Below are 24,175 nucleotides of genomic sequence, written 5' to 3' on the forward strand. Positions count from 1 at the left end.
TGAAATGATGCGACATGAGGGAATAATATTTTTGTACTTTTGCGGCTTTAAAAAAAGAAAGATGTCAAGACAAATGCGATTAGTTCTATTGTCCCTAATTACAGGGATTGTATTAATGCTAATCAAATTTATAGCTTATTTCATAACTGAATCTAGTGCAATTTTTTCTGATGCAGCTGAGAGTATTGTGAATATAGTTGCTTCTGGGTTTGCTTATTATAGTATTTACTTATCTTCACAACCAAAAGACGAGAACCATCCTTATGGTCATGGAAAAGTTGAGTTCTTCTCCGTATTTGTTGAGGGTGCTTTAATTTTTATAGCCGGGAGCATAATATTAATAAAAGCAACTTATAATGTATTTTATCCCGAAATAGTAACAAATATAGAAAATGGGATTTTCCTGATTTTTATAACCTCTCTTATTAATTTTGGTGTAGGTGTATATTTAATTAAAAGGGGCAAAGCATTACGTTCATTGACCATTGAAGCAGATGGAAATCATTTAAAGGTTGATGCAATTAGTTCTATCGGACTTATTGCGGGTCTTTTCATTATGAAATTAACCCAATTAGCTTGGATAGATATTGCTTTGTCTATCGTATTAGGCTCATTTATTTTATACAATGGTTATAAACTGCTTCGAAGATCTATATCTGGTTTAATGGATGAATCTGATAACGCTGTTGTGGAAGAGGTGATTACAGTTCTAAATAAAAATAGAAAACTTGAATGGATCGATGTACATAATTTAAGGATCCAACAATATGGACAAGAATTACACATAGATTGTCATTTAACGCTACCTAGATATTACTCTCTGGATCAAGTACACGATTGCATATCTGAATTTGACAAAGTACTGAATGCAAATTTACAGGCCAAATCAGAATTTTTTATTCATCCGGATCCATGTATGCCAGAATGCTGTTGTTATTGCAAGGTCGAGCATTGTCCAGTTCGATCTGAGGAATTTAGTAGGCATATAGATTGGAACTCAATGAATGTTACTAGAAACATGAAGCATTTTAGGAATATATCGAAGTAGTTGAAATTCAATACTCGTTATTTACGGCAGTAGATTAGTTAATCGAGTAAGTCTATTTTTTTGTTTTTAACCGTATAATCTCTTAACCTAATATATGGCATGAATTCATTATATTTAATGAAATATTAATAATATGAAAATCTTTAGTGTTTTTTATTTTTTATTCGTGACCATAAGTATAACTTTAGCTCAAGATAGCAAACAAGCTGTTAATCAGGCTCTAGATAATTGGCACAAAGCAGCTGCTGTAGGTGATTTTGATGCCTATTTTAAATATATGGCCGAAGAATCGGTTTTTATTGGAACAGATGCTACTGAGCGATGGAATAAAAGTGATTTTATGACCTATTCAAGGCCTTATTTTAAAGCCGGCAAATCCTGGAATTTTTCTGCATTAGAACGATTTGTGAATTTTTCTGCAGATGGTAAAACGGCATGGATTGATGAATTATTAAAAACTCAGATGAACATTTGTAGAGGTTCAGGTGTTTTAGAACTGGTGAATGGAAAATGGTTAATAAAACAATACGTACTTTCAATGACGATACCCAACGATGTAATTTCGGATATCTTACCATTTAAAGCACCAATTGAAAACAAAATTATTGATTCATTATCAATCAAAATTGAAAAATAATATGCTAATCAAACATGAAGAGAATGGAAACAAGGGGGTATTCCTTGCCATTGAAGATGGTTTAAAAATAGGAGAAATGACCTACACTATGGCTGGTCCAAAAAAAATGATCATCGATCATACAGAGGTTAATCCGGAGGAAAAAGGAAAGGGGATCGGTCATGTTTTGCTTGACAAGACAGTGGAATATGCTCGCGAGAAAGAAATGAAAATTTTACCATTATGTCCTTTTGCGAAGGCTTCTTTTGACCGAGATGTAAACATACGAGATGTTTTATTTTAATGATTAAAATTTAGGTCATGAAAGCGATTGTAATAGGTGGAACTGGTGCTACAGGGAGAGAGTTAGTGTTGCAACTATTAGCTGATCGTAGAGTCGAATCAGTAATTGTTTTCGTACGCAAACCCTTTTTCCCACCTGATTCTAAATTGAGGGAAGTAGTTGTTGATTTTGATAAGTTAAATGATCATATCCAAGATATTGAAGCGGATGTAGCTTTCTCCACATTGGGGACTACACTTAAAATTGCCAAAAGTAAGGAATCGCAGTGGCATGTAGATTTTGATTATCAACTTCAATTCGCAAAAATAGCCAGACAAAATAAAATATATACGTTCGTCCTATTGTCCGCTTGGAAAGCAAACCGAAATTCTAGGTTTTTTTATAGTCGGATGAAAGGTAGTCTGGAGGACCAAATCAAAGAATTAAATTTTCCTAGACTTATAATTGTTCAACCTGGACCAATCGATCGACCAAATACCGATCGGAACTCTGAAAAAATTTTATTTCCAATTCTTAAATTCTTAAATAAAATAGGGTTAGTAAAAAGCTATAAACCAATAAGTACAATAAAATTAGCTCAAATTATGATTGACGTTTCTTTTGATGAAAATGATGAAGCAATCGAAGTGTATGATAATCAATTTATTTTAAGTCACTAAATCAGGATGTTCAGAATTGTCCATCCATATTTAATCAATTTAAGGCGGTTTTCGGTTAAACATTTTTAGTTGCCTACCAATATTTTTCCATTTATGGAGATTTAATTTTCAATTTGTTATCTTTAGGCGAATTTTAAAAAATAGGTTCTAAATCGCTTTTTTTTTAAGATTAAATGGAAAAAAAAATTATTTCAAGAGAAAATTATGTCATCTAAAATCATTTACACAAAGACAGATGAAGCGCCTTTGTTGGCTACGTATTCATTTTTACCTATAGTTCAAGCGTTTACTAAAACGGCAAACGTTGAAGTTGAGTTAAGGGATATTTCATTAGCTGGTCGAATTCTTTCTAATTTCAACGAATATCTTTCAGAAGACCAAAAAACAAATGATGCTTTAGCGGAATTGGGGCAATTAGCAACCCAGGCAGATGCAAATATCATTAAGCTTCCTAACATCTCTGCTTCGATCCCACAAATTAAAGCAGCAATCGCCGAACTACAAAAATCAGGCTATAATATTCCAAATTTCCCGGATTCTCCATCAAGTCCAGAAGAAGAGAAAATTAAAAATACATATGCAAAAATCCTTGGATCTGCTGTAAATCCAGTTCTCCGTGAAGGAAATTCGGATCGTCGTGCACCTAAGGCTGTGAAAAATTATGCAAAAGCTAATCCACATCGGATGGGTTCGTGGTCTAGCGAGAGCAAGACGAAGGTCGCTTCAATGACTGAGGGAGATTTTTATGATTCAGAAGAATCTGTTACTGTAGAATCTGATGGTCAATTCAAAATTGAATTTGTTGCTCAAGATGGGAGTATTAAAGAATTGAAATCAACAGCAAATCTTAAAGCTTCCGAAATAATTGATGCTTCAGTACTGGATATTTCCAAATTGAAATCATTTGTTTCTAGGACAATTAAGGAAGCCAAAGACAGTGGCGTGCTTTTATCCGCGCATCTTAAGGCAACGATGATGAAAGTTTCAGATCCAATTATTTTTGGGGCTATTGTAGAAGTATATTTTAAAGATGTTTTTGAAAAATACAGTACTTTATTTAAAGAGTTAGACATTAATAAAAATAATGGTTTAGGGGAAATTTATGCGAGAATAGCTGGAATTCCTGAAGAGCAGGAAGTTAAAGAGGCCATTGATGCTACAATTGCTAATGGTCCTGATTTAGCGATGGTTAATTCTGATAAAGGTATAACTAATCTTCATGTTCCATCTGATGTTATAGTTGATGCATCGATGCCTGCAATGATTCGCATAGGTGGTAAAATGTGGGATAAACAAGGAGCTGAACGCGATACCTTAGCAATTATTCCAGACCGATCTTATGCAGGTATTTATGAGGCGACGATTGAGGATTGTAAAATAAATGGGGCGTATGATCCTAAAACAATGGGTTCCGTTCCAAATGTAGGATTAATGGCCCAAAAAGCTGAAGAATATGGATCACATGACAAGACTTTCCAAGCCGAATCGAATGGTACAATACGTATTGTAGATAATAGCGGACAAATCCTGATTGAAAAAGCGGTTGAACAAGGCGATATTTTCCGTATGTGTCAGACCAAAGATGCGCCTATTCAAGATTGGGTGAAATTGGCTGTTAACCGTGCACGTTTGTCGAATACACCAGCTGTTTTCTGGCTTGATGAAAACCGTGCACATGATAGGGAAATAATTAGAAAAGTAAATTTATATTTAGCTGATTATGATACAAGTGACCTTGACATCCGTATCTTATCTCCAATTGAAGCTACAAAATTTTCAATTTCCAGAATTCGTAATGGTGAAGATACTATTTCTGTAACTGGAAACGTATTGCGTGATTATTTAACAGATTTATTTCCAATTTTAGAACTAGGGACGTCTGCAAAAATGTTGTCTATTGTCCCACTTATGAATGGAGGAGGTTTATTTGAAACAGGTGCGGGCGGGTCTGCTCCTAAACATGTAGAACAATTCTTGGCTGAGGGATATTTACGTTGGGATTCGTTAGGTGAATTTTTAGCACTACAAGCTTCTTTGGAGCATCTGGCTCAAACTCAGAATAATACTAAAGCACAGGTTCTTGCGGATGCCTTAGATGAGGCGAATGCTAAGTTTCTGGAAAATGATAAATCTCCGTCGCGTAAATTGGGTCAAATTGATAACCGTGGTTCTCATTTTTATTTAGCTACCTATTGGGCTGAAGCAATTGCTAATCAAAATAAGGATTCAGAATTAGCCGATAAATTTAAAACAATTGCGGAACAGCTCGTAGAAAATGAAGACATCATCAATAATGAATTAATAGCCGCTCAGGGGAAACCTCAAGTCATAAATGGATATTATTTCCCAAATGATGAGTTAATAGCTCAGGCAATGCGCCCTTCTGCAACGTTAAACAAAGTGATTGATTCCATATAAAAGGGAATTATATATTTGCTTACTTATATACCAAAAAGAGTTTCAAATTAATTTGAAACTCTTTTTGGTATATAACTTAATCTTATGAGAGTTTGAATAATTCAGTTGTTTTTATAAATTTATATTGACTAATCGTAAACCTAAAATCATGAACAATAAACCGAACAGTAGAAGAGCATTTTTACAAAAAAGTATCCTTGCTGGATCATCCTTATTAGCTGGGTCATCTTTATTAAATGCGCGCGCAAGAAATGAAAGCTTTAACTTAGATCAAAAAAAGGATTTAAAACTAGGGATAGCGGGCTATAGTTTTGTTAACTTCAATCTTGACCAATCTTTAGCGATGATGAAAAGGATGGATGTTCAATATCTGTGTATAAAGGATTTTCATCTTCCACTTGATAGTACCTCCGAGCAAATCAATGACTTTCATGAAAAAATAACCTCCTTTAATGTTGTTGGGTATGCAGTTGGTCCACTTTACATGAAAACCAAGGCAGATATCGACAGAGCATTTGAGTATTGCAAGCGCGTCTCTGTTGATTTGATGATTGGAATTCCAGAAATTAAAGATTTGGGATATGTTGCTCAAAAAGCAAAAGAGTATAATATTCGATTTGGAATTCATAATCACGGTCCCGAGGATAAAATTTATCCCAATGCAACCGTTATTTGGAACCTAATTAAGGATTTAAATAAACATATTGGATTGTGCTTTGATATGGGACATAATATGCGTGATGGCCAAGATCCTATTCAGGATATTACCAAGTACAAGGATAGGATATTTGATATTCATTTGAAAAATGTCACATCAGCAACCGCAAAAGGAACGACTTGCGAATTGGGTCGAGGAGTCATTAACATTCCAGCGTTTGTAACTGCATTAAAAAAAATAAAGTATACAGGATGTTGTAGCTTGGAATTTGAAAAAGATATGAAAGACCCTCTTGCAGGTTTGTCCGAATCCGTAGGTTATTTTAGAGGGGTACAGGATGCTCTAAAATAAAAAGAGAAGTTAGTGTGAGCAATACTTATAATAAATAAAAAAAATGACCGAGAATATCGGTCATTTTCTACTTAATAAATGTTGTATTAGGAATGTGTTACTTAAAAACCGCCTTTAAAATTAAAGTGGTTTTTAATGAAGACGTTGAAGTAAATCAATTCGCTACAACATTCTAAAATAAATATTATTTTTTTTTGATTCTGTCATAAAAACAATTTCCAGGTTATTTTTCATTAAATTAGATTGTTTAAACTAATTTATGATGAAGATTTTGCTGATACTTTTTATAAGTTTCACTTGCTGCAAGGTGTATTGCCAGAAAAATTTTCAATTAATTTCTGAACATAAAAATAAATTTTCCTTTGAAATGATGGGTAATCTGACAATCCTACCAGTAAAGGTTAATGGAGTATCACTCTCATTTTTATTTGACACAGGAGTTAAAGAGACAATTTTGTTTGCTTCTCAGCAAGATTCGGTCCCTTTAGAAAATATTCATAAAGTGAAATTTTCTGGAATAGGAATAGAGGAAGGTGTGGATGGGATTATGTCGGTTGGTAATGAATTAATTGTTGGCGAGGTTTTATTAGATACAACTCATAATTTATATGTTATAAATGCTCAAGAATTGGATATATCGAGTCACGTAGGTATTCCAATAAATGGGATATTAGGAAGTAAATTATTTGAGGATTTTATGGTTAAGATCGACTATAGTAGGTTAAACATAAGTTTATATCCACCCGATAATTATCCTAAAAAATTAATTAGAAACTACACCAGAATTCCAATATCAATAGAACGAAGTAGGCCATACGTAAATATTGATGTAGATCTTGGGACAATCAAGTTAGATGATGCAAAAATGTTGGTCGATATGGGGAATTCAGACGGATTGTTGATTTTTCCTTTTTTAATAGATTCTCTGCAAATCGGGGAGCCTAGTATATATGGTTATATTGGCCGAGGGTTCAGCGGAGTTATCTATGGCCGAAGAAATAGAATTAGAGGTTTCGACTGGTCAGGCTTTAAAATAAAACAACCTATCGTTTCATATCCTGATTCTAATGCAGTACATGCTGCTAAACTCGCTCAAGACCGAAAAGGATCGATAGGAAACCAGGTTTTACAGCATTTTCATGTGATATTTAATTATCGCGAGAAGGAACTGTTTTTAAAACCTAATAAAAAATTTGGGAAACCATTTCTGATTAATATGACGGGTATGGATATTAAACATGATGGTTTAATTTGGACTCAAAGTCGAGTTCCAACAAAGGTAAGTTTAAAAAATAGGGATGATAATTCAGGTGGAACTACGGTTTATCTGCAGGAACAATTTAAATACGAATTCTCCTTAAAACCTATCTATGTCATCTCTGATGTTAGGAACGATTCTCCTGCAGCCAAGGTTGGACTTTTAAAAGATGATCAGCTACTTAAAATCAATGGTCGTAAAGTCGGGGATCTAAAATTGAACCAAATTATGGATAAACTTCAAAATGGTGATGGAAAATTTATTAAAATAACTGTTAAAAGGGGAGAGCAGGACCTAGATTTTTCATTCGTTCTTGAAGATCCCATTCCATACGTAGAAAATACCGAGAAAATTTAATGATGATTAACTAGAATTCTAGAATACAAGGTCTTGAAAATATCCAAGACCTTGTAACGTATATTCAAAAGTAACAGATAAGAATGATTGTTAAGAGTTATTTATCCTTCATTAACAACACCCATATTACTGAATTTATCAATCCGTTCCTTAACAAGAACATCAGGAGTTTTTGCCAAGAGTATTGATAAATCTTCTAATATTCGATTTTTTATACTTAAAGCCGTTTTTTCTGGATCTTGGTGAGCCCCACCCAATGGTTCGGATATAATTCCATCGATTAGACCATTTCCCAACATGTCCTCAGCAGTAAGTTTTAAAGCTTCAGCAGCTCTTTCTTTATTTTCCCAACTTCTCCATAGAATTGAAGAACAAGATTCTGGAGAAATTACAGAATACCAAGTATTTTCTAACATATAAACTTTATCTCCAATCCCAATCCCAAGAGCTCCGCCTGATGCTCCTTCACCAATAACGATGCAAATAATCGGAACTTTCAATACGGACATTTCTAACAAGTTTCTAGCGATTGCTTCACCTTGTCCACGTTCTTCTGCCTCTAGGCCTGGATAGGCACCCATAGTATCAATTAAAGTAACTACAGGCTTATTGAATTTCTCAGCCATTTTCAACAATCGTAAAGCTTTCCTATATCCTTCAGGATTTGCCATACCAAAATTTCTGAATTGACGTTCTTTCGTGTTTTTTCCTTTTTGATGACCAATAACCATTACTGATTGATTACCAATAGTTGCTAAACCACCTATTATAGCTTTATCATCTTTAACATTTCTATCTCCATGTAATTCAATAAAGTCATCACATATAAGGTCAATATAATCAAAGGTTTGTGGTCTGTCAGGGTGTCTTGACATTTGAACTTTTTGCCACCCGGTCATGTTATTATATACGTCGATTTTGGTTTGTTCGAGTTTTTCCTCTAACTCGCGGACTGTCGCACCCATGTCAACTTTGGTCTTATCTTCTACCTGTTTAACCTTTTCAATCTGAGTCTGCAGATCAGCGATTGGCTTCTCAAAATCAAATGTTGTTTCCATATTTAACTGTTTTCTGCCCTTTAAAGCGAAGCTAAGTTAGTTGTTTTTTTAAGAAAAATAAAACCTTTATTGATTGGACTTAAATTTCTGAATCAATATCGTAATATTTTTAGATTGATAATTAAGAAAATACGGAATTACATTTGATTCATGTTTTGCGCATAAGGCAAAAAAATAATATCTTCATCATTATGAATGGACCCGCTGAACCCAAAAAATCTAAATTACCGATAGGTTTTATTGTAAAAATCATCATTGTCGCTCTTTTAATTGGAGCTCAGATCCTTTTTTATTTTCAAATTGAAGAAAATGCCTGGCTACCTCAAAAAATCAAAGGGCTTCATTCATTCTTGATACCAAGTATAGTTCTGTCTATTCTCAGATTCGTGGTCATTATTTTGTATAACACAAAACATGCTTTAAAACCTGTTCGAGGAAATTTCGTTCTTGGGATAAATCGTTTAACAGCCGTCTTAAATACTGTATTTGCAGTGGTTGCATTAATGATCGCCTTTGGTATTAATCCAAAGGATTTTATAACGAGTATGACAATTGTTGCAATGGCTATTGCAGTCCTATTTAGAGATTATATTACCAATATGATTTCTGGGTTGATTATTATGTTTTCAGACCAATTATCGGTGGGTGACAGGATTCAGATCGGAGACCAAAAAGGAAGAATAACTGACATAACCTTAGTGAATTTGGTACTACAGAACGAAGAGGATGATATATTAATGGTTCCTAATAATTATGTGTTTAATTCAACATTTTTAAACTTGTCTGCCCATCAATCGAGTTTGTTTACAGTAAAATTTGAACTCCCATTAGAGGTCTCTATCCATTTAGATAAACTTGAGGAAACATTGAAAACCAGTTTAACAACACACCCAAGTCTGACGGATGAAAGAGCAGGTTTTAATCTAGTGGTTGTTGAATTAGGGAAAGATTATGTCAAATATAAAATTGATTTATACGCTGTTAGTAGAAGCAATAAAATGCATAAATTGCTTGAAAATGAAATTTTAAAGGAAATTATTAAATTTGAGACTACAATTCTTAAATCTTCCTAATTTTAATTCTTTTAACAAAATGGTGTGAACCCTTTTTCAATATTAAATCCGCCCTATAACGAGTGGGTAGAATATTATCATGAAGATTGGGTTTGTTAATCTCGTTCCAAATTCGAGAGGCCATTTCGACACTTTCTTGGGTAGTCATGTTTGCATATTGATGAAAATAGGAAGCTGAATTTTGAAAAGCAGTAGATCTTAGAGATTCAAATCGATCGATATACCATGCGACTATATTCTTTTCATCCGCATCCACATAGATGGTGTAATCGAAGAAATCAGAGACAAATACCCCATTCTTTCTTGAATTTACTTGTAATACATTAATACCCTCGACGATTAGAACATCAGGTTGGGAGATGACCGTTTTTTCATTGGGTAGGACATCATATTCAAGATGTGAATAGACAGGAACAATAACCTGAGCTTTGCCTGATTTTATATCTGCAAGAAAACGAAGTATTTTTTTAGTGTCGTAACTCTCTGGGAAACCCTTGCGGTTTAAGATATTTCTTTTGACTAACTCTTTGTTTGGATACAGGAAACCATCTGTTGTTACCAATTCAACTTTAGGTTTGTTGGGAAGTAATGATAAAACCTTTCTTAATACCCTTGCAGTCGTACTTTTTCCAACAGCAACAGAACCCGCTATACCGATGATGAATGGTAATTTTTTGTGATTTCTATTAAAAAATTTATTGTTTTTTGCATGCAAATCTTGGAAATTACTAATGTGTAATTCCAATAAATGAGCTAAAGGAAGGTAGATATCCTCAATTTCCTCCATAGTGAGTGGCTCATTTAAAGCATGAAGTTGCCCTAAGTCTTCCACCAATAAGGTGTGGTCCAATTGACCATTCAATCGTTTCCACTCCTCACGGGAGTAATTTCTAAATGGACTAGTGAAAGTATGTTCACTCATAAACTAAAAACTAATAATTAATCCAAGTCGCAAATATACAATCCTGATTTCCTTTTTTATTAATTTGTATCAATTAGATTGCTTTTAATGACAATCGGATTTTTTAGAGTTTTATGAATTGGGCACTTTTCAGCTATTAAATAAAGCTTTTGTTTTTGATCTTCAGTTAAATGACCCTCAATAAAAATATTGCAAGTAATAAAGGTAGTTTGTTGCAATTCACTTTTCTGAACATCGAGGGTGAGTTTTATGTTAATGCTATTTATCTCCCATTTTTTGCGATTGGCATACATTTTCATGGTTATAGCTTTGCATGAACCTATTGAAGAAAGGAGTAATTGAGTAGGAGCAAACCCCAAGTTCAATCCACCAACCTCTTCAGGTTCATCTGCTGTAATCAATAAATTTTTATATTGAATTTGTGTTGTATAATTTTCTTTGCCAATTTTTACTATTACTTCACTGTCCATATACCATTAATCTTCATCAAGTAGACCTTTAATAATTAATGCGCCAGTAGCTGGGTTAGTTGCTAGTGGGACATTCCATAAATCACAAATACGCATTAACATTTGAATATCTGGTTCATGTGCATGTTTACCTAAGGGATCTCGGAAAAATATAATTCCGTCTACTTTTCCTTCTGCGGCCATTGCTGCTATTTGTGCATCTCCGCCTTTTGGACCACTAAGCTTTAGCTCTACCTGCAACCCAGTTTGTTGGATGTAAGAACCTGTTGTTCCTGTTGCAATCAGTTTCGCTTTAGAAAGTTCTGAAATATAATCTTTTACAAAGCCAACCATTTCCGGTTTTTTACCATCATGGGCAATAAGAGCAATAGTCTTAGTCATTGAGTTCCTTTTTTGTTTTACGTTTCCATTTCCTTCATTGTAAGTTAGGAAAAAACTCTTAAAAGACCTCTTATTTATTAGAATTTCGAACTTTTTATGAATTTTTCGTTACTTTTTAGATTTGAGATTGAATTCAAATAGAAAAGTAACACCATCAAAATTTATCAGTTAAATATTTCCAAACTGAGTTTTCTTCTTTCTTTTTAGATTGCCTTTCAATTATCAACCCCTCGACCAAGTTATCTAGGACCATTTCATTTTCGCTTATCAATTTATCAGCTAATGAAATAATTTTTTGAATGTTGCCTTTTGATGCAGCATCCAAAGATGGATTAATTGAGGAAAGATTTGATGGTTCTATACGAATATAATTGGATGGTTTGTGAATGGATCTGAATAATTGGTGAAGAAAATAGTCATAGCTTTCTGAAGAGCTACTTGTCATAATGTCAACTAGGGCAGGTCCTATAGAAATAGCCTTTTTCTTTTTAAAATCTTCATAATTGTAAGAATTCTTTGCAATACCTGTACCTAATGAGAGTATTTGGATGTCGTCCATTTTAAATGTTTTATAGATTTTTAAGACTTCTATTAAAGCTGAAATCGTGGGGTTATGAGCGAAAACGCCACCATCTACTAATGGGTATCTTGTTTTTGCGATTGAGTATATTTCGGCGACTGAGAAATAGGTTGGTGCAGCAGATGTTGCTCGACAAACATCTTTTAAATAAAAATCTCTAGAATCACCATGAGATATTGCTTTTTGTTGTCTGAATATTTGATTCTTCCGAAGTTCAATATTATAAGCAGTGATAATACAGGGCTTAATTAGTTGACTTAACTTATGCTCACCGAAATATGCATTTAATACTTTTTCAATAACTTTATCATCATAGAGTTCAGTTAATAAACCAAATTGATTAAGGAACCGGCGCCAACTACTTGTGGTAAATATTTCTGTTCCATGCTCCAAGTATATATTTAGTGCTTCTTGTGCACTATATTTTGGTTTATTTGGATCATCATCACTAGGGCAAAGTAAAATACTGATTAATATTCCTCCCGTACTGGTGCCTGCAAAGAAATCAAAAAACTGTGATAAATGCGCATTTGGGTCTTTCGTTGCTGACTTCAATTTTTCTTCCAGCGCAACCAACACCATTCCGGGTATAATTCCTCTGATTCCACCACCATCGATTGATAAAATTCTTTTCATAACAGTTATCTAGGATTTGAATTAGATAGCAAGTTAAATTTAATTATAGAAAATATGCGCTGAATTTGGGAAAAATCTTATATTTGCAGCCAGAAGACCAGGAGAGATGTCAGAGTGGTCGATCGAGCACGCTTGGAAAGCGTGTGTACTTAACGGTACCGAGGGTTCGAATCCCTCTCTCTCCGCTGGGAGGGTCTTCATCAAGAAGACCCTTTTTTTGTGCGCCCAGCAAGGGGTGATAACTCTAGGGTGTAAGTCCCGAACACGCCTTTATAGTTGGAAGCGTTAGCTTAAGACAAAGGTGTTCACCGTAAGGAGGGATCTGAAGGAAGTCGGCGGCAAAATCTCGGTCCGGCGGAAAGAAACTACATATAAGGCCGCAAGTGCTGGATGAGGTTGCAAAACAAACCGAAGTCCTAAACTGTACGGAAGCACTATGGTAAATGTAGCGGATATATGAGATGAAAGTTATCGTTCTTACCTGGGGAGATCTGACTAAATTCTGTCAAGGGTATGCGCGAATTCCTGCGAGGAAACATATGGCAGAAAATGCGATTATGGTTTAGTCAGAAGTCAGCAGAGGCCATAGTACCCTGTTTCTCTATCACGAACATGTGAAGGGTTGAATGTTAGAATGGCAAAGGAACCAAGAAGTTTATGACGGAGGGTTAAGAGCAGAGCCACGTAAGCGAATTGCTTAGACGAAGTTGAGTTTCGGAGCTTCACCGAAATAAATGACCTCCTGTTCAGTAATTTTCTTAGCACCTAAACGTTCGATTGCAATCTGTGAGCGGGTATTTGTTAAACCGACATGGAAGATAACTTTAGAAACGAATTGAAAAATGTAATCCTACATAGTCTTTTTTACGGATAGGTTAATGCCCTTACCCCAATAGGCTGTCCCATAAAAAGTATACCCAATAAAAATGCTGTTTCCTGTTTCTTGTAATCGTAGAAACGTGTGCTGCCGATAATAATTCCTGAGGTTTTGTCAACGATTTTAAAAGCTCCTTTACTTTGCATAGCCCCATCAAAGAAAGTCCGAAATACCCGTTTTTTCCAACGGTCTCTATTGGGGTGTTGTTCCTAAATTTTAAGATCGGAAGCTACTTTAAGACCTCAAAATCCTCCTCCTGCAGAGGATATACGGTTACTTTTTCATTTTCTAACACGGCTTGAATATCAAAGTCCATATGTTTTTATGTTAAAACGTTTTACAATTTCTTTTTCATCATTATATCTGTCTGTTCGTCATCACCTAGTTTAAAAACATGCTTGTCGAATGACACAAACCCATTTTTCTGATAGAACCGGATAGCTCTCGGATTTTCTTCCCAAACACCTAGCCATACATATTGCACCTTTTTAGTATAAGCAACTTGCAGTGACTTATTGTATAAGGCCTGTCCGACTTTTTTACCGTGATATTCCTGTAATACATAAATGCGTTCTATTTCCAGACTGCTACGATTCAACAATTCAGTTTGGGCACCACCAAAATTTAATTTTAAATAGCCGATGACTCTTCCGCTATAAACCGCAAAATAGAATTCCGAATCTTCGTTAAATAAATCCTGTGTCAGTTTTTCAAGAGCAAAACTGTCATTTAAATATTTTGTTATATTTTCTTCGGTATTGCTTTCAGCGAATGTTTCATAAAAGGTTTGTCTGCCAATTTCCTGCAGTAAGATAATATCGTTAAGCGTCACTTTATTTATCGTTATATTTTCCATCTACTTAATTGCACAGTCCACAGCTCGATTTGTCTGCTTCCCTTTTTAAAAATTAATTGACCGTTTCCAATTTTCTCTCAGAAAATTGGAGGAAATCTAATACTATTCTAGTGAGAAAGATGTATTTTAATACGAGACTACATTTTATCTGTAATTTTACTCTTATCAAGATAAATTTCGCCTTTGCCTGATTCAAATGCTTGCTCGGGAGTTACGAATGTACCTAGCAAATCTGTGGTGTTATCTTTAAGATACCAAGATAAATCCTCGTCTCTGACCCTAAACATTCTAAAGATAGCATCTTCTTCGTTATAAAAAATATCAGATTGCAATAGATTTATCCGGTTTTGATTAAAATATGTTAACGCTTCGTCTTTGGTGATCTTTGAAATTGAAGATTTTATTTGGTCAAATAACTGTAATTCCCGTTCCATTTCATTTGGAAAATGATCAATTAAATAGGAAGTATATAATTCCCTATTATTTTTTCTTAATGCTTCATTCCGATAAGCAATCCTTTCCGGTGAAAGTGAAAAATTGAAATCATCAGGATTTTCGATAAAACCAAAATGTTTATTTAAGGAGATTATTCTTTCTTCTAATGTCATAAATTACTATTTAAATTAAGATTAGAACAAGCATCAAGCCAATATTGCAAACCATAAGGAATACCTGATATTACAGCATGAAACATGCTTGAGATTTGTTTACCCCATTAGCAATTCCTAAGCGGCGGGGGGCACAGAAAATGGAAGGAATAAGGGACAAACCTTAAAGAGTGACTGTTTTTTAACAATCAATAATCTTCTAATTACTCTACATCCATTATTAAGGCGATCTCTTCCCTAATATCTACAGGCAGCATCATGTAAATTTCTTTTTTTAATATAACTTGGGTGCCACTGATTGAGGATACCTTATTGTCAAAAGATACGATAGATTCAAAGCCGCCAATTAACCATTTACCTTCTCCAGTTAAGTATTTTTGATGTTTCAGGCCCAGTTTCTTCAAATCTTGGATAATAGCTTCACTGCTGAGGTTTTGATTCTTTACCATATTGAATTTTAAATTCTAAAAACTAAATTTATGAAGCAATGTGCAACCTAATTTAGTTTATCGTTTGTTTAATATATTTGTTTACAAGCGAAAATATTGTGCCAAATATCTATTGCCATTTTATTATTTTTATTCAAAGAGTATTAAATTTTTGTTAAATTCTCTTAATTATTTCGAATGGAAGGAGATAGGCTACTAAATGTTATTATATTGAATTTTGAACAGAATCTAATCGCCGGCTAATCATATTCATTATAATTGCTTAATTTAAAGCAAATTATGCAATTGTGCAAGAAATTTTAATTTATTTTTTCAATAGCCTATATAAAATGCAAAAACAGACGAGTTCAGTTTAAATATATATATTTAAACTTATTTTGAAATATTTAAATAATTAAGGTAAAACATAGTTATGGCAACTGAACAAAATCGAATATTAGAACTACAACATGTTCTTTTGAAGAATGAATCTATGTATAGACTGTTGGAAATGTTAGATGTTTCTGTGAATTTATACGGGCTTAAGATCTCAGATATCAAACATGTATTTCTTAGGTTGGCCAGGCAGGGGAATTCATTGGTTATTTGGGCAAGGGAAGAATATATACCCCAACTCGATAGTATAGGCGATTTGAAAGAACAACCAAATGATTTAGAGCAAAAATTTGATGTAATAGTTCCTTCACTTAATTATATACCTAACGATTTGAATTCACACACGTTAATTAAAAGAATAGAAGATTTTTTAAAAGAAATGATTGCATTTCGCGTGTCTTCAAATCATTTAAAACATGATAAAGATGCCAAGGAATTATTAAGAGTTGCAATGAATGCAATAAGGGCTTGATATATTGGATGTAAAAGAAACCTTTTAATCTTTTTGATTGCAGTACAAAGATAGCTTATGAATCTCTCAATACTTGGCTGATTTCACTTAAGGTTGACGAGTTCGCTTTATGCTGTTAAAAGAATAAATGAACATTTTTTATTACTAATCTTCATTACCGATGATAGCCTGTTCGATAGTGCTGAAAAAGTTGACGTGTTTCCCTTCATTACTTTCTTTTATAAACTCTCCAAGACTCTTACTTTGATTATCTTCAAAATCACCTAAAATGATCAGTTTCATCCTATAGTTACTAAACTTTTGGAAAATATCTCCTGCAATCTTATTTTTTAAATCAAAAAAAATGGGATTAAAATGATCTCTACTTAAAATGATGGCGTCAAATCCTTGATAATATAGATTTCCTATTAATTCCAAGGCATCTTCCGTTGAGTTGATTAGAATTTTGTTCGAAATTACTTCCGCTAACTTGTCATTTTTTACTGTATGTTCTTTTATTTCCATCTCTCTTTATTATTTAGAATTGACTCAAAAAAAGGTATTTTCGTATTCCTTGAATAAAAGCCAATATGCTTAAATCGAATGATAAAAAAGAATTTACCAATGGAAATATGTTAAATTATATGATAATTATTTTTATAAAAATATAGGTTTGTCCAATTTTATTGCAATTCTATAAGCCGCATTCATAAGCCCTACATGACTGTATGCCTGCGGAAAATTCCCCCACTGACTTCCGTCTTCTTCATGGACATCTTCAGAAAAGAGTTTAAGTTCATTTCCATACCTCAAAAGATTTTCAAACGTTTCCTGCGCTTGCTTCAACCTACCAACGCATGCTAAAGCCTCCACATACCAAAAAGCACAGACTAAAAATGTAGATTGGGGCTTTCCGAAATCGTCTCGATGTAAATACCGATAAAAAAGCCCGTTCTTGCCCATTAATTCTCCCTCAAGAACTTCCAGGTGTTTTCTTGCTTTTTCAGATTGAGGGTCCAAATAATTCATCAGAATTAATTGTAATGTACTGGCATCCAAATTTGATCCTTCAGTAGAATTTCTATAAACACCTGCCTGAGCATCATAACATTGCTCTATGTAATGAGCGGCTTTATCCATTAATAGTTTTGCAGTTGCCTGTATATCTTGATAATTGTTTTGTTCTGCAATTTTTAGCGCCGCGGAAGCTCCTGCCCATTGAAATAAATTTGAATAGGCATGCCTGTTCGAAATATGTCTAAACTCCCAAATTCCTGCATCCTTCTCATCTATAGTCATTTGTATCTTGTTTAAGATATAATTTAACCAAGATTTAGAATCCTTTCGCTCATCTTGAGGAAATCTATAGTCAGTGAAAGTAGGTAGTAAGGCAATCATTGATTGCCCATATACATCATTTTGGATGTGTTCGTAAGCTTGATTGCCTATTCTTACGGGCTGATTATTTTGATATCCACTCAAATAATCAAGCGTCTCTTCTTTTAGGATTCGCTTACCTAATATTCCATATAACGGTTGTAACCTGCCCGTATCTGATTGAGTTATTCCTGTAATATAATTCGAAAATTTTTCAAGTTCTTCGAATTTACCAATATGACTTAAGGCTGTGAGAACATAAAAACTATCTCTAACCCAGCAATATCTATAATCCCAGTTTCTACCGGATCCTGGTGATTCAGGTAGACTTGTTGTACTGGAGGCGATAATGGCGCCAGTATCTTCATATTGATGAAGTTTTAAAACCAATGCTGATCGAATAATGTGGTCTTGATAAAAATTAGGAATGTTTGCCTTTTTAGTCCAATTACGCCAATACTCTTTAGTTCTATGCAAAAAATCTTCGGCTGTTTTCGCCAAGGGCGCCTCAAATTGACTATCATAAGTTAGAATCATATATTTTTTTTCATTCAGAACAAATGGTTTTTTCTCTTGATCAAAAAAATGACTGATAGGAATATTGGTAGTCAACCTGATTTCTTCATTTCCGGCATTAAATTGCACATGATTACTTCCTCTTGATTTTTTGAAGTCAGATTGACCATAATTTGCTTTTGGCGTACAATTTACCCGAACATTAGGATTTCCATATAAGGGTTCCAAAATTCGTATAATCATCAGGGGTTTGTAATATCGTTCATACTGCTTAAACCGGGGTGAAAAATCTGTAACCTTAAAACCAGAATTCTCTCCTTTAATTTCCGTCACTAAGACATTTGTATTTTCGAGATAGTATTGCTTTGAACTTATATCCTTATCGGAAAGTAAAATATTGAATTCTCCGCCTTTATCTTTATCTAAAAGACACCCGAAGATGAAACTATCTTCAAAAGTCGGCCAGCATAGCCAGTTAATGTTTGTGCTCTTATGAACATGAGCGATGAAATTACAATTGCCAATAATACCACTATGATAGACGTGTTTCCTTTTCATTTTTTCATTTTTAAATTATCCTTGGTTATTGATTCTAATAATTGAAGCACCTGATTATGATTTTCAACGTAATATTTGGCGTGAGATTTTTTATCGCCTACTTTTATTGTAATACTCCAGGAGGGAAGTTCCATAAACATATCTTCATCAGTTGTATCATCACCAATACACAAAATAAAATCTGGATTGATTCTATTTACTAAAGCCACAGCGGCCTTTCCTTTGTTTACCTCTTTGTTTTTAATCTCAATGACTTGATCTCCATTGATTAATTGTAAATTTAAGTCTTGAATTATAGATTTCAATTCCTGCAATAATTCGTTGGCTTGTCTAAGACCAAATGCTCGTTCCACCTTTCGATAATGCCAAGCTAATGAGTGTGACTTTTCTTCAATACTTGATCCTGGAGTTCTGTCCACAAACCGTTGTAAACTGATTCTTATATTGTCTTTCCACTTGTTTGACAAGCCTTGTGCTAATTGCCATTCATGATCAGGAAAATTACTCCAAATACCATGTTCAGCTATTAAAAAATATGGTTTGTCGCCAAACCATAGATTGAGATTGTTATATTTTCTTCCACTAATGATTGATAGGGTATTCTTGGTATCATTACTCAAAGTATCAAGAATTTCAAATAATTGTTTTGTAGGGATGGCCTTTTCTGTATCATTATTGAACCCCACTAAAGTGCCATCATAATCCAATAAAATTAATCTATTCTTACCTTTGATATATTTTTGGGTTATGAATTGCTCAATATTTTCTCCTACTTTTCTTGCAAGTTCATATTTTTGAAGATTTTTAACCTCTGAAAGTCTTTGCATAAAGAGGTTTACCCAATGGTGAATATTAAACTTCTCTACAACATCCTGACAGGCTTGCAAATGTTCTTTTTGTTCTTCAATCGGCATATTTAATGCCTCATAGACAGTTTCGCTAGTGGCATGCGCTGCATAAGGATTTATCCTTAAAGCATCTGAAAGCTCTTTTGATGCTCCTGCGAACTCACTAATGACTAGAACACCAGGATTGGTTTGTTTACTTGCAATATATTCTTTCGAGACTAAGTTCATGCCATCGTATAAGGAGGTAATAAAACAAATATCAGCAGCACTATACAATGCAGACAGTTTCTCGAAACTCATCGAACTGTAGAAATAAGCTATTGGTTGCCATCCGGGCTTACCGTAAACCGCGTTGATGTTTCCTACCTTTCTATCTATTTCATTTCTAAGCTTTTTATATTGATTGACTTGGTCTCTAGAAGGTACGATGAGCATATATAAAACAATTTTTTCTATTAGTTCAGGATGATTGATTAACAAAATTTCAAATGCTTCTAAGCGCTGAATTATTCCCTTGCTGTAATCTAGACGATCAACTGATAATATAATTTTTTGATCTTTATAGAGGTCCCTTAATTCTTTTGTGTAATTTTGTGTTTTGATTGATAACGCTTGATTTTTATACTTAATGTAATCAATCCCCATAGGAAAGACATCAGTTAGAACCATCCTTCCATTCACTTTTAAATGATTAAGCTGTGATTGGAGATTCAACAAATTAAAACAAGAGTCTTGAAAATTATCTACATTTTCGTACGTATGGAATCCAATTAAATCTGCTCCCAATAATCCTTCTAATAAATCGTTGCGCCAAGGAAGCATTTTAAATAATTCCATTGAAGGAAAAGGAATGTGATGAAAATACCCTATGCTACATTTGGGGGTTGTTTCTCGAATCATTTTAGGGAGTAACAGCAATTGATAATCATGTACCCAAACTATGCACTCGGAATCTATATTAGATTTTGCCACTTGCGCAAATTTTTGATTTACATCTTTGTATGATTCCCAATAGATTTCTTTGAGTTCTACGTAACTAGGGCGATAATGACAAAGCGGCCAAAGAATAGCGTTGGAAAATCCTTCATAATATCTTTTTATTTCTTGTTCAGTTAGAAATACAGGAATCAAATTAAATTGTTTCAATTCTTGAACGATGTATTCTTCTTCTTGTTTGTTTTTAGGGATAATACCAGGCCAACCTAACCATAAAGAATTGTTTTTTTTATAGATTGATCCCAAACCTGTGGCCAGGCCACCTTCGCTGGGAGTGAAAATTAATTTAGATTTTTTACGTTCAATTTTGATGGGTAATCGATTAGAAATTATAAGAGTTTTCGCTATTTGCATGGTTGAAGAATGTAACACATTTATAGAAAAAACAATGAAATACTGGCTTTGTTTTAATTTAATTGAAGTTTTGGGAATTCACGAGTTGGAAAAAAGTACTAAACCGAGAACATTTTGGATCAATTTATTTAGGATAAGATTTTTATTTCGCGTTGTAAATAATAACCAAATCAACAATTCCAGTCTTTAAAACGATGTTTAGGGGTTTCAGTTTGAATGCAATTTGAACTCTTTTTTAAGTTTTATGCATCTCGGTTTTGAGGAAATTTACAGTTACAAGGAGTTGGCCGTAATGCCTTTGTGCATGTTCAGCTGCATGAAATAACAATCCAATTTGTGTGGTAGGGACTCGTTTCCGTCCAAGAAATCTAGTTTGGGTAAGTGTATTTTCCGGAGTTAATTTCAACTGATTAATTGCATTTTGAGTGACCAGCTCCAAGTTATTTTTCAAAATAGCAATATTTAATGCTGGATTCTCAAGCCCTTCTTTTTCAAGATATTCAAATTGTTTCTGATTCAACATCTTTCCATTAGCGTAACTCAACATCCTATCTATAACCCCTGCAATATGCTGTAAATGAAAGGCAATGGAGGCCATGTTGTGAGGTTTTAACCATAAGCAAGGAAACAAATCCATAGTAACCAAATTTTGAACGTCATTATTGACCTGCAATAAGGTATGAGCGACTGGCTGAAGCAGAGCAGTTATACCTTCGATTGGTCCACGCATCCATATTTCCGTGTGAAGGTTTTCCATTTCAAAGGGTTTTAGTTTTGATTGAATTGTTTGTCTCCAAAGGTAACCATCACCATTCCTATAATGATAACCAAAGATCCAAGAATTTGCATCCAACTTAAGGATTGTTTAAACCATAATGCCATCGCAAACTGTACAGTTAAGAATGTTCCTCCAGAACACAGCGCAATAACGATGGGTTGGGGTACGGTTTTAAAAAGTTGTATAAGGAACCAACTTGCTGAAATCAGAATAATATTTCCACCAATTAAAGTTATCCATTGGTATTTTGGTTGAATACCTCCATATTTAAATAAAATACTCGAGCTAATCTGGCAAAGCCAAAATGCAACAAAAAATAGCGCTTTCATTTTTGTTTGATTTACTATTGAAGGTAATTTAATTTATTGATTAATTTAAACTTTTTGAGTTTAAAAAATGTATAAACCAATGTTCGTTTGGTTCCATTTTGCATATTTTTCTTAGGAGTCTAGCGTTTTTTCAACAATCTCCACTATTACTAAATAAAACAATATTGCCCATTTTTAACAGATATCCGTAATTGGGATTGATTGGCGATAAATTCAAGATAACCTATTTGTAAGTTTTTCCAAAAAGTGAAAGTTTTTGGCTGGACTAAGAGTGATCTTACCTGTAAATTATTGTGAGTTAAATGAAAAGGAAAAATATATACGGGTATTATTTTTTGTCCATTTTTCTTGACAATACTTGCCAATACATACACATATTCTATGGCATCATCGCCGATTGCTAAACAACCTTCAGATTTAGATCCTCCATGAATAAAAATATTTGAACCACTGTAATTATTGGATATGTCAAACTCATTGGGGTAGTTTAAACCTAAAGAAAGATGAAATTTGCTTTTGGGATTGAATCGGTTGATTTCATAAAACCCTTCGGGCACTTGATGATCGCCTTCACATTGTTTTGGACCAAGTGTACCTGGAATATTAAAAATTGGAAACTCCAGGAACAGCTGATATCCTAAGTCCTCTTTCTTTTTAACATAAATAATGAGTTGTTTGCTATCCTTAAATGCTATAATTAGAACCTGTAGCTCTCCAATTAAGATTTTTAAGGCTTCTAATTCTTTAGATAATTTGGGCCATACCTTTGAATATGCAATTTTATATTTGTCCGCCATCTGAATGCATATAAAATCAGTTGATAATAATTTTATATTTATCCAATAATCCTGGTAGTCCTTGGAGGGAAAATTTAGCGCCTTTAATTTTATTAATTTCAGGATTAATATGAAAATTTAGTGCTGTTTGAAAATCTGATTTTTCAAGATTACAATTTATGAAATTGCTCGCATTTAAATCGCAATCTTCAAATTTTCCTTTAGAGATATCTGCACCTTCAAACTCCACTTCATTCATTTTACAAAGACTAAAATGGGTGCCTTTGATTTTGCATCCGTAAAAAGAACTATGATCCAGATTACATCCCTGAAACTTAAAGTTAAGGTTAAATTGATGACATCTATCAAAGCTTAAACCCAGTAATTTACAATCTATAAAGTGAATATCTTGGAACATTGTTCTATCAATATTAGCTAAACTCAAATTACAATTCTTAAAAACACAATCTACAAATTTAAAATCACTCAGATTTATACCCTCTAACATGCACCCTTCAAATTTGCATTGTTCATAATGTGCTTTTTGTAATGAGTTTTCGCCAAGATCTAACTGGTTAAATGTTTTATTTTCTATAATATTTAGCAATGACATGATTTTTTGCATTAAAGAGTAAGGAGTTCTTTTCTAATTCTACTTAAGGAGGTATCTGTGACACCTAGATAGGATGCTATATATTTTAAAGGCGCATGTTGTAAGATTTCAGGTTTTTTCTCCAATAGGCGTAAATACCTGCTTTTTGCAGAATCTGTGATAATTTCCGTAGCCCTTTTTTTACACTCAAATAAAGAAAATGCCATCCAAGCGCGACCCCACTCACGTAATGCTGGCATTTGATGAAATAATTCCTGGAAATGGTTATAATCTATCTTCCAAAGACAACAATCAGACATACACTGTATATATTCCTGCGAAGGAATTCGCTGGAAAATGGAGGCGACCTCAATGACGACTTCATTTTTGATTAAAAAATCAGTTGTTATTTCATTTCCTTTATAATCATACAAATAAGTACGTACTACACCTTTTTCTAGTATATAGTATTCGTTTGCAATTTGTCCTCTCTTTAAAAGTAAATCTCCTTTCTCTAGTTTGATTTTCTCGTGAGCTCCAAACAGCAGTCCCAAATCAGATTGATTGAAAAGCGGATGTTGATACACATATCTTAATACGTCCATTTAAAACAATTTATGACTAAAGTAAATATTTTAATTTGTTC

Annotated in this window: 26 protein-coding genes and 1 tRNA gene; 10 read left to right on the plus strand and 17 right to left on the minus strand. The window is 33.7% G+C overall.

Annotation, left to right across the window (positions count from 1 at the left end; genetic code table 11):
• Positions 1–61: 61 nt before the first annotated feature.
• From AC6CHH_RS02645 to AC6CHH_RS02675, 7 genes are all read left to right on the plus strand, one after another.
• A complete protein-coding gene (locus AC6CHH_RS02645; protein ID WP_498279444.1) occupies positions 62–1,048 on the plus strand; it encodes a cation diffusion facilitator family transporter in 987 nt (328 codons plus the stop codon).
• Positions 1,049–1,181: 133 nt separating this feature from the next.
• The gene (locus tag AC6CHH_RS02650) at positions 1,182–1,685 is read left to right on the plus strand and encodes a nuclear transport factor 2 family protein (RefSeq protein WP_498279446.1); all 504 of its coding nucleotides are present in this window, start codon (positions 1,182–1,184) and stop codon (positions 1,683–1,685) included.
• A 1-nt stretch (position 1,686) separates the two neighbouring features.
• On the plus strand, positions 1,687–1,968 hold the full coding sequence (locus AC6CHH_RS02655; protein WP_498279448.1) for a GNAT family N-acetyltransferase: 282 nt from the start codon (positions 1,687–1,689) through the stop codon (positions 1,966–1,968).
• Between the two features lie 17 nt (positions 1,969–1,985).
• Positions 1,986–2,627 carry an NAD(P)H-binding protein gene (locus tag AC6CHH_RS02660; RefSeq protein WP_498279450.1) on the plus strand — a complete coding sequence of 214 codons (642 nt, stop codon included), beginning with the start codon at positions 1,986–1,988 and terminating at the stop codon, positions 2,625–2,627.
• A gap of 204 nt (positions 2,628–2,831) precedes the next feature.
• Entirely contained in the window at positions 2,832–5,045 is a 2,214-nt protein-coding gene (locus AC6CHH_RS02665; protein WP_498279452.1) for an NADP-dependent isocitrate dehydrogenase, read from the plus strand.
• 148 nt (positions 5,046–5,193) lie between these two features.
• Positions 5,194–6,054 (plus strand): sugar phosphate isomerase/epimerase family protein, encoded by an 861-nt coding sequence (locus tag AC6CHH_RS02670; protein ID WP_498279454.1) that lies wholly within the window; start codon positions 5,194–5,196, stop codon positions 6,052–6,054.
• 367 nt (positions 6,055–6,421) lie between these two features.
• Entirely contained in the window at positions 6,422–7,669 is a 1,248-nt protein-coding gene (locus AC6CHH_RS02675) for a PDZ domain-containing protein (protein ID WP_498279456.1), read from the plus strand.
• Positions 7,670–7,770: 101 nt separating this feature from the next.
• Here the strand turns inward: AC6CHH_RS02675 and AC6CHH_RS02680 are convergent, their stop codons facing one another.
• A complete protein-coding gene (locus tag AC6CHH_RS02680) occupies positions 7,771–8,727 on the minus strand; it encodes an acetyl-CoA carboxylase carboxyltransferase subunit alpha (protein WP_498279458.1) in 957 nt (318 codons plus the stop codon).
• Positions 8,728–8,918: 191 nt separating this feature from the next.
• Here AC6CHH_RS02680 and AC6CHH_RS02685 point away from each other — a divergent pair, with 191 nt between their 5' ends.
• Complete coding sequence (locus AC6CHH_RS02685) at positions 8,919–9,800, plus strand: mechanosensitive ion channel family protein (protein WP_498279460.1); 882 nt, start codon at positions 8,919–8,921, stop codon at positions 9,798–9,800.
• Here AC6CHH_RS02685 and coaA read toward each other — a convergent pair.
• The 4 genes from coaA to AC6CHH_RS02705 all read right to left on the minus strand — a co-directional run bounded on the left by coaA (position 9,787) and on the right by AC6CHH_RS02705 (position 12,789).
• Entirely contained in the window at positions 9,787–10,722 is a 936-nt protein-coding gene (gene coaA, locus AC6CHH_RS02690) for a type I pantothenate kinase (RefSeq protein WP_498279462.1), read from the minus strand. The genes AC6CHH_RS02685 and coaA overlap by 14 nt on opposite strands.
• A 59-nt stretch (positions 10,723–10,781) precedes the next feature.
• Positions 10,782–11,192: an OsmC family protein gene (locus AC6CHH_RS02695; RefSeq protein ID WP_498279464.1), complete on the minus strand. Its 411-nt coding sequence runs from the start codon at positions 11,190–11,192 to the stop codon at positions 10,782–10,784.
• A 6-nt stretch (positions 11,193–11,198) separates the two neighbouring features.
• Positions 11,199–11,573: a methylglyoxal synthase gene (locus AC6CHH_RS02700; protein ID WP_498279466.1), complete on the minus strand. Its 375-nt coding sequence runs from the start codon at positions 11,571–11,573 to the stop codon at positions 11,199–11,201.
• Positions 11,574–11,727: 154 nt separating this feature from the next.
• Positions 11,728–12,789: a patatin-like phospholipase family protein gene (locus AC6CHH_RS02705; RefSeq protein ID WP_498279468.1), complete on the minus strand. Its 1,062-nt coding sequence runs from the start codon at positions 12,787–12,789 to the stop codon at positions 11,728–11,730.
• Between the two features lie 100 nt (positions 12,790–12,889).
• Between AC6CHH_RS02705 and AC6CHH_RS02710 the strand changes: the two genes are divergently transcribed.
• A tRNA-Ser gene (locus AC6CHH_RS02710) sits at positions 12,890–12,974 on the plus strand.
• 679 nt (positions 12,975–13,653) lie between these two features.
• Here the strand turns inward: AC6CHH_RS02710 and AC6CHH_RS02715 are convergent.
• The 4 genes from AC6CHH_RS02715 to AC6CHH_RS02730 form a co-directional block, all read right to left on the minus strand.
• Positions 13,654–13,812, minus strand: a complete 159-nt coding sequence (locus AC6CHH_RS02715; RefSeq protein ID WP_498279470.1) for a hypothetical protein — start codon at positions 13,810–13,812, stop codon at positions 13,654–13,656.
• Between the two features lie 191 nt (positions 13,813–14,003).
• The gene (locus AC6CHH_RS02720) at positions 14,004–14,522 is read right to left on the minus strand and encodes a GNAT family N-acetyltransferase (RefSeq protein ID WP_498279472.1); all 519 of its coding nucleotides are present in this window, start codon (positions 14,520–14,522) and stop codon (positions 14,004–14,006) included.
• Positions 14,523–14,659: 137 nt separating this feature from the next.
• Positions 14,660–15,130, minus strand: a complete 471-nt coding sequence (locus tag AC6CHH_RS02725) for a hypothetical protein (RefSeq protein WP_498279474.1) — start codon at positions 15,128–15,130, stop codon at positions 14,660–14,662.
• 203 nt (positions 15,131–15,333) lie between these two features.
• Positions 15,334–15,579 (minus strand): hypothetical protein, encoded by a 246-nt coding sequence (locus tag AC6CHH_RS02730; RefSeq protein WP_498279476.1) that lies wholly within the window; start codon positions 15,577–15,579, stop codon positions 15,334–15,336.
• 412 nt (positions 15,580–15,991) lie between these two features.
• Between AC6CHH_RS02730 and AC6CHH_RS02735 the strand changes: the two genes are divergently transcribed.
• A complete protein-coding gene (locus tag AC6CHH_RS02735; protein ID WP_498279478.1) occupies positions 15,992–16,426 on the plus strand; it encodes a hypothetical protein in 435 nt (144 codons plus the stop codon).
• 144 nt (positions 16,427–16,570) lie between these two features.
• Here the strand turns inward: AC6CHH_RS02735 and AC6CHH_RS02740 are convergent, their stop codons facing one another.
• The 8 genes from AC6CHH_RS02740 to AC6CHH_RS02775 form a co-directional block, all read right to left on the minus strand.
• Positions 16,571–16,930 (minus strand): DUF4180 domain-containing protein, encoded by a 360-nt coding sequence (locus AC6CHH_RS02740; RefSeq protein WP_498279480.1) that lies wholly within the window; start codon positions 16,928–16,930, stop codon positions 16,571–16,573.
• A gap of 132 nt (positions 16,931–17,062) precedes the next feature.
• Positions 17,063–18,856 (minus strand): glycoside hydrolase family 15 protein, encoded by a 1,794-nt coding sequence (locus tag AC6CHH_RS02745; RefSeq protein WP_498279482.1) that lies wholly within the window; start codon positions 18,854–18,856, stop codon positions 17,063–17,065.
• Positions 18,853–21,054 (minus strand): bifunctional alpha,alpha-trehalose-phosphate synthase (UDP-forming)/trehalose-phosphatase, encoded by a 2,202-nt coding sequence (locus tag AC6CHH_RS02750; RefSeq protein ID WP_498279484.1) that lies wholly within the window; start codon positions 21,052–21,054, stop codon positions 18,853–18,855. The genes AC6CHH_RS02745 and AC6CHH_RS02750 overlap by 4 nt, the downstream gene beginning before the upstream one ends.
• A gap of 235 nt (positions 21,055–21,289) precedes the next feature.
• Positions 21,290–21,811 carry a DinB family protein gene (locus AC6CHH_RS02755; RefSeq protein WP_498279486.1) on the minus strand — a complete coding sequence of 174 codons (522 nt, stop codon included), beginning with the start codon at positions 21,809–21,811 and terminating at the stop codon, positions 21,290–21,292.
• An 11-nt stretch (positions 21,812–21,822) separates the two neighbouring features.
• Positions 21,823–22,161: a DMT family transporter gene (locus AC6CHH_RS02760; RefSeq protein WP_498279488.1), complete on the minus strand. Its 339-nt coding sequence runs from the start codon at positions 22,159–22,161 to the stop codon at positions 21,823–21,825.
• A gap of 149 nt (positions 22,162–22,310) precedes the next feature.
• The gene (locus AC6CHH_RS02765) at positions 22,311–22,958 is read right to left on the minus strand and encodes a L,D-transpeptidase family protein (protein WP_498279490.1); all 648 of its coding nucleotides are present in this window, start codon (positions 22,956–22,958) and stop codon (positions 22,311–22,313) included.
• A 16-nt stretch (positions 22,959–22,974) separates the two neighbouring features.
• Positions 22,975–23,550 carry a pentapeptide repeat-containing protein gene (locus tag AC6CHH_RS02770; RefSeq protein WP_498279492.1) on the minus strand — a complete coding sequence of 192 codons (576 nt, stop codon included), beginning with the start codon at positions 23,548–23,550 and terminating at the stop codon, positions 22,975–22,977.
• A gap of 11 nt (positions 23,551–23,561) precedes the next feature.
• The gene (locus AC6CHH_RS02775) at positions 23,562–24,134 is read right to left on the minus strand and encodes a Crp/Fnr family transcriptional regulator (RefSeq protein ID WP_498279494.1); all 573 of its coding nucleotides are present in this window, start codon (positions 24,132–24,134) and stop codon (positions 23,562–23,564) included.
• Positions 24,135–24,175: the final 41 nt, after the last annotated feature.

This window comes from Sphingobacterium sp. GQ94, from assembly GCF_059758715.1.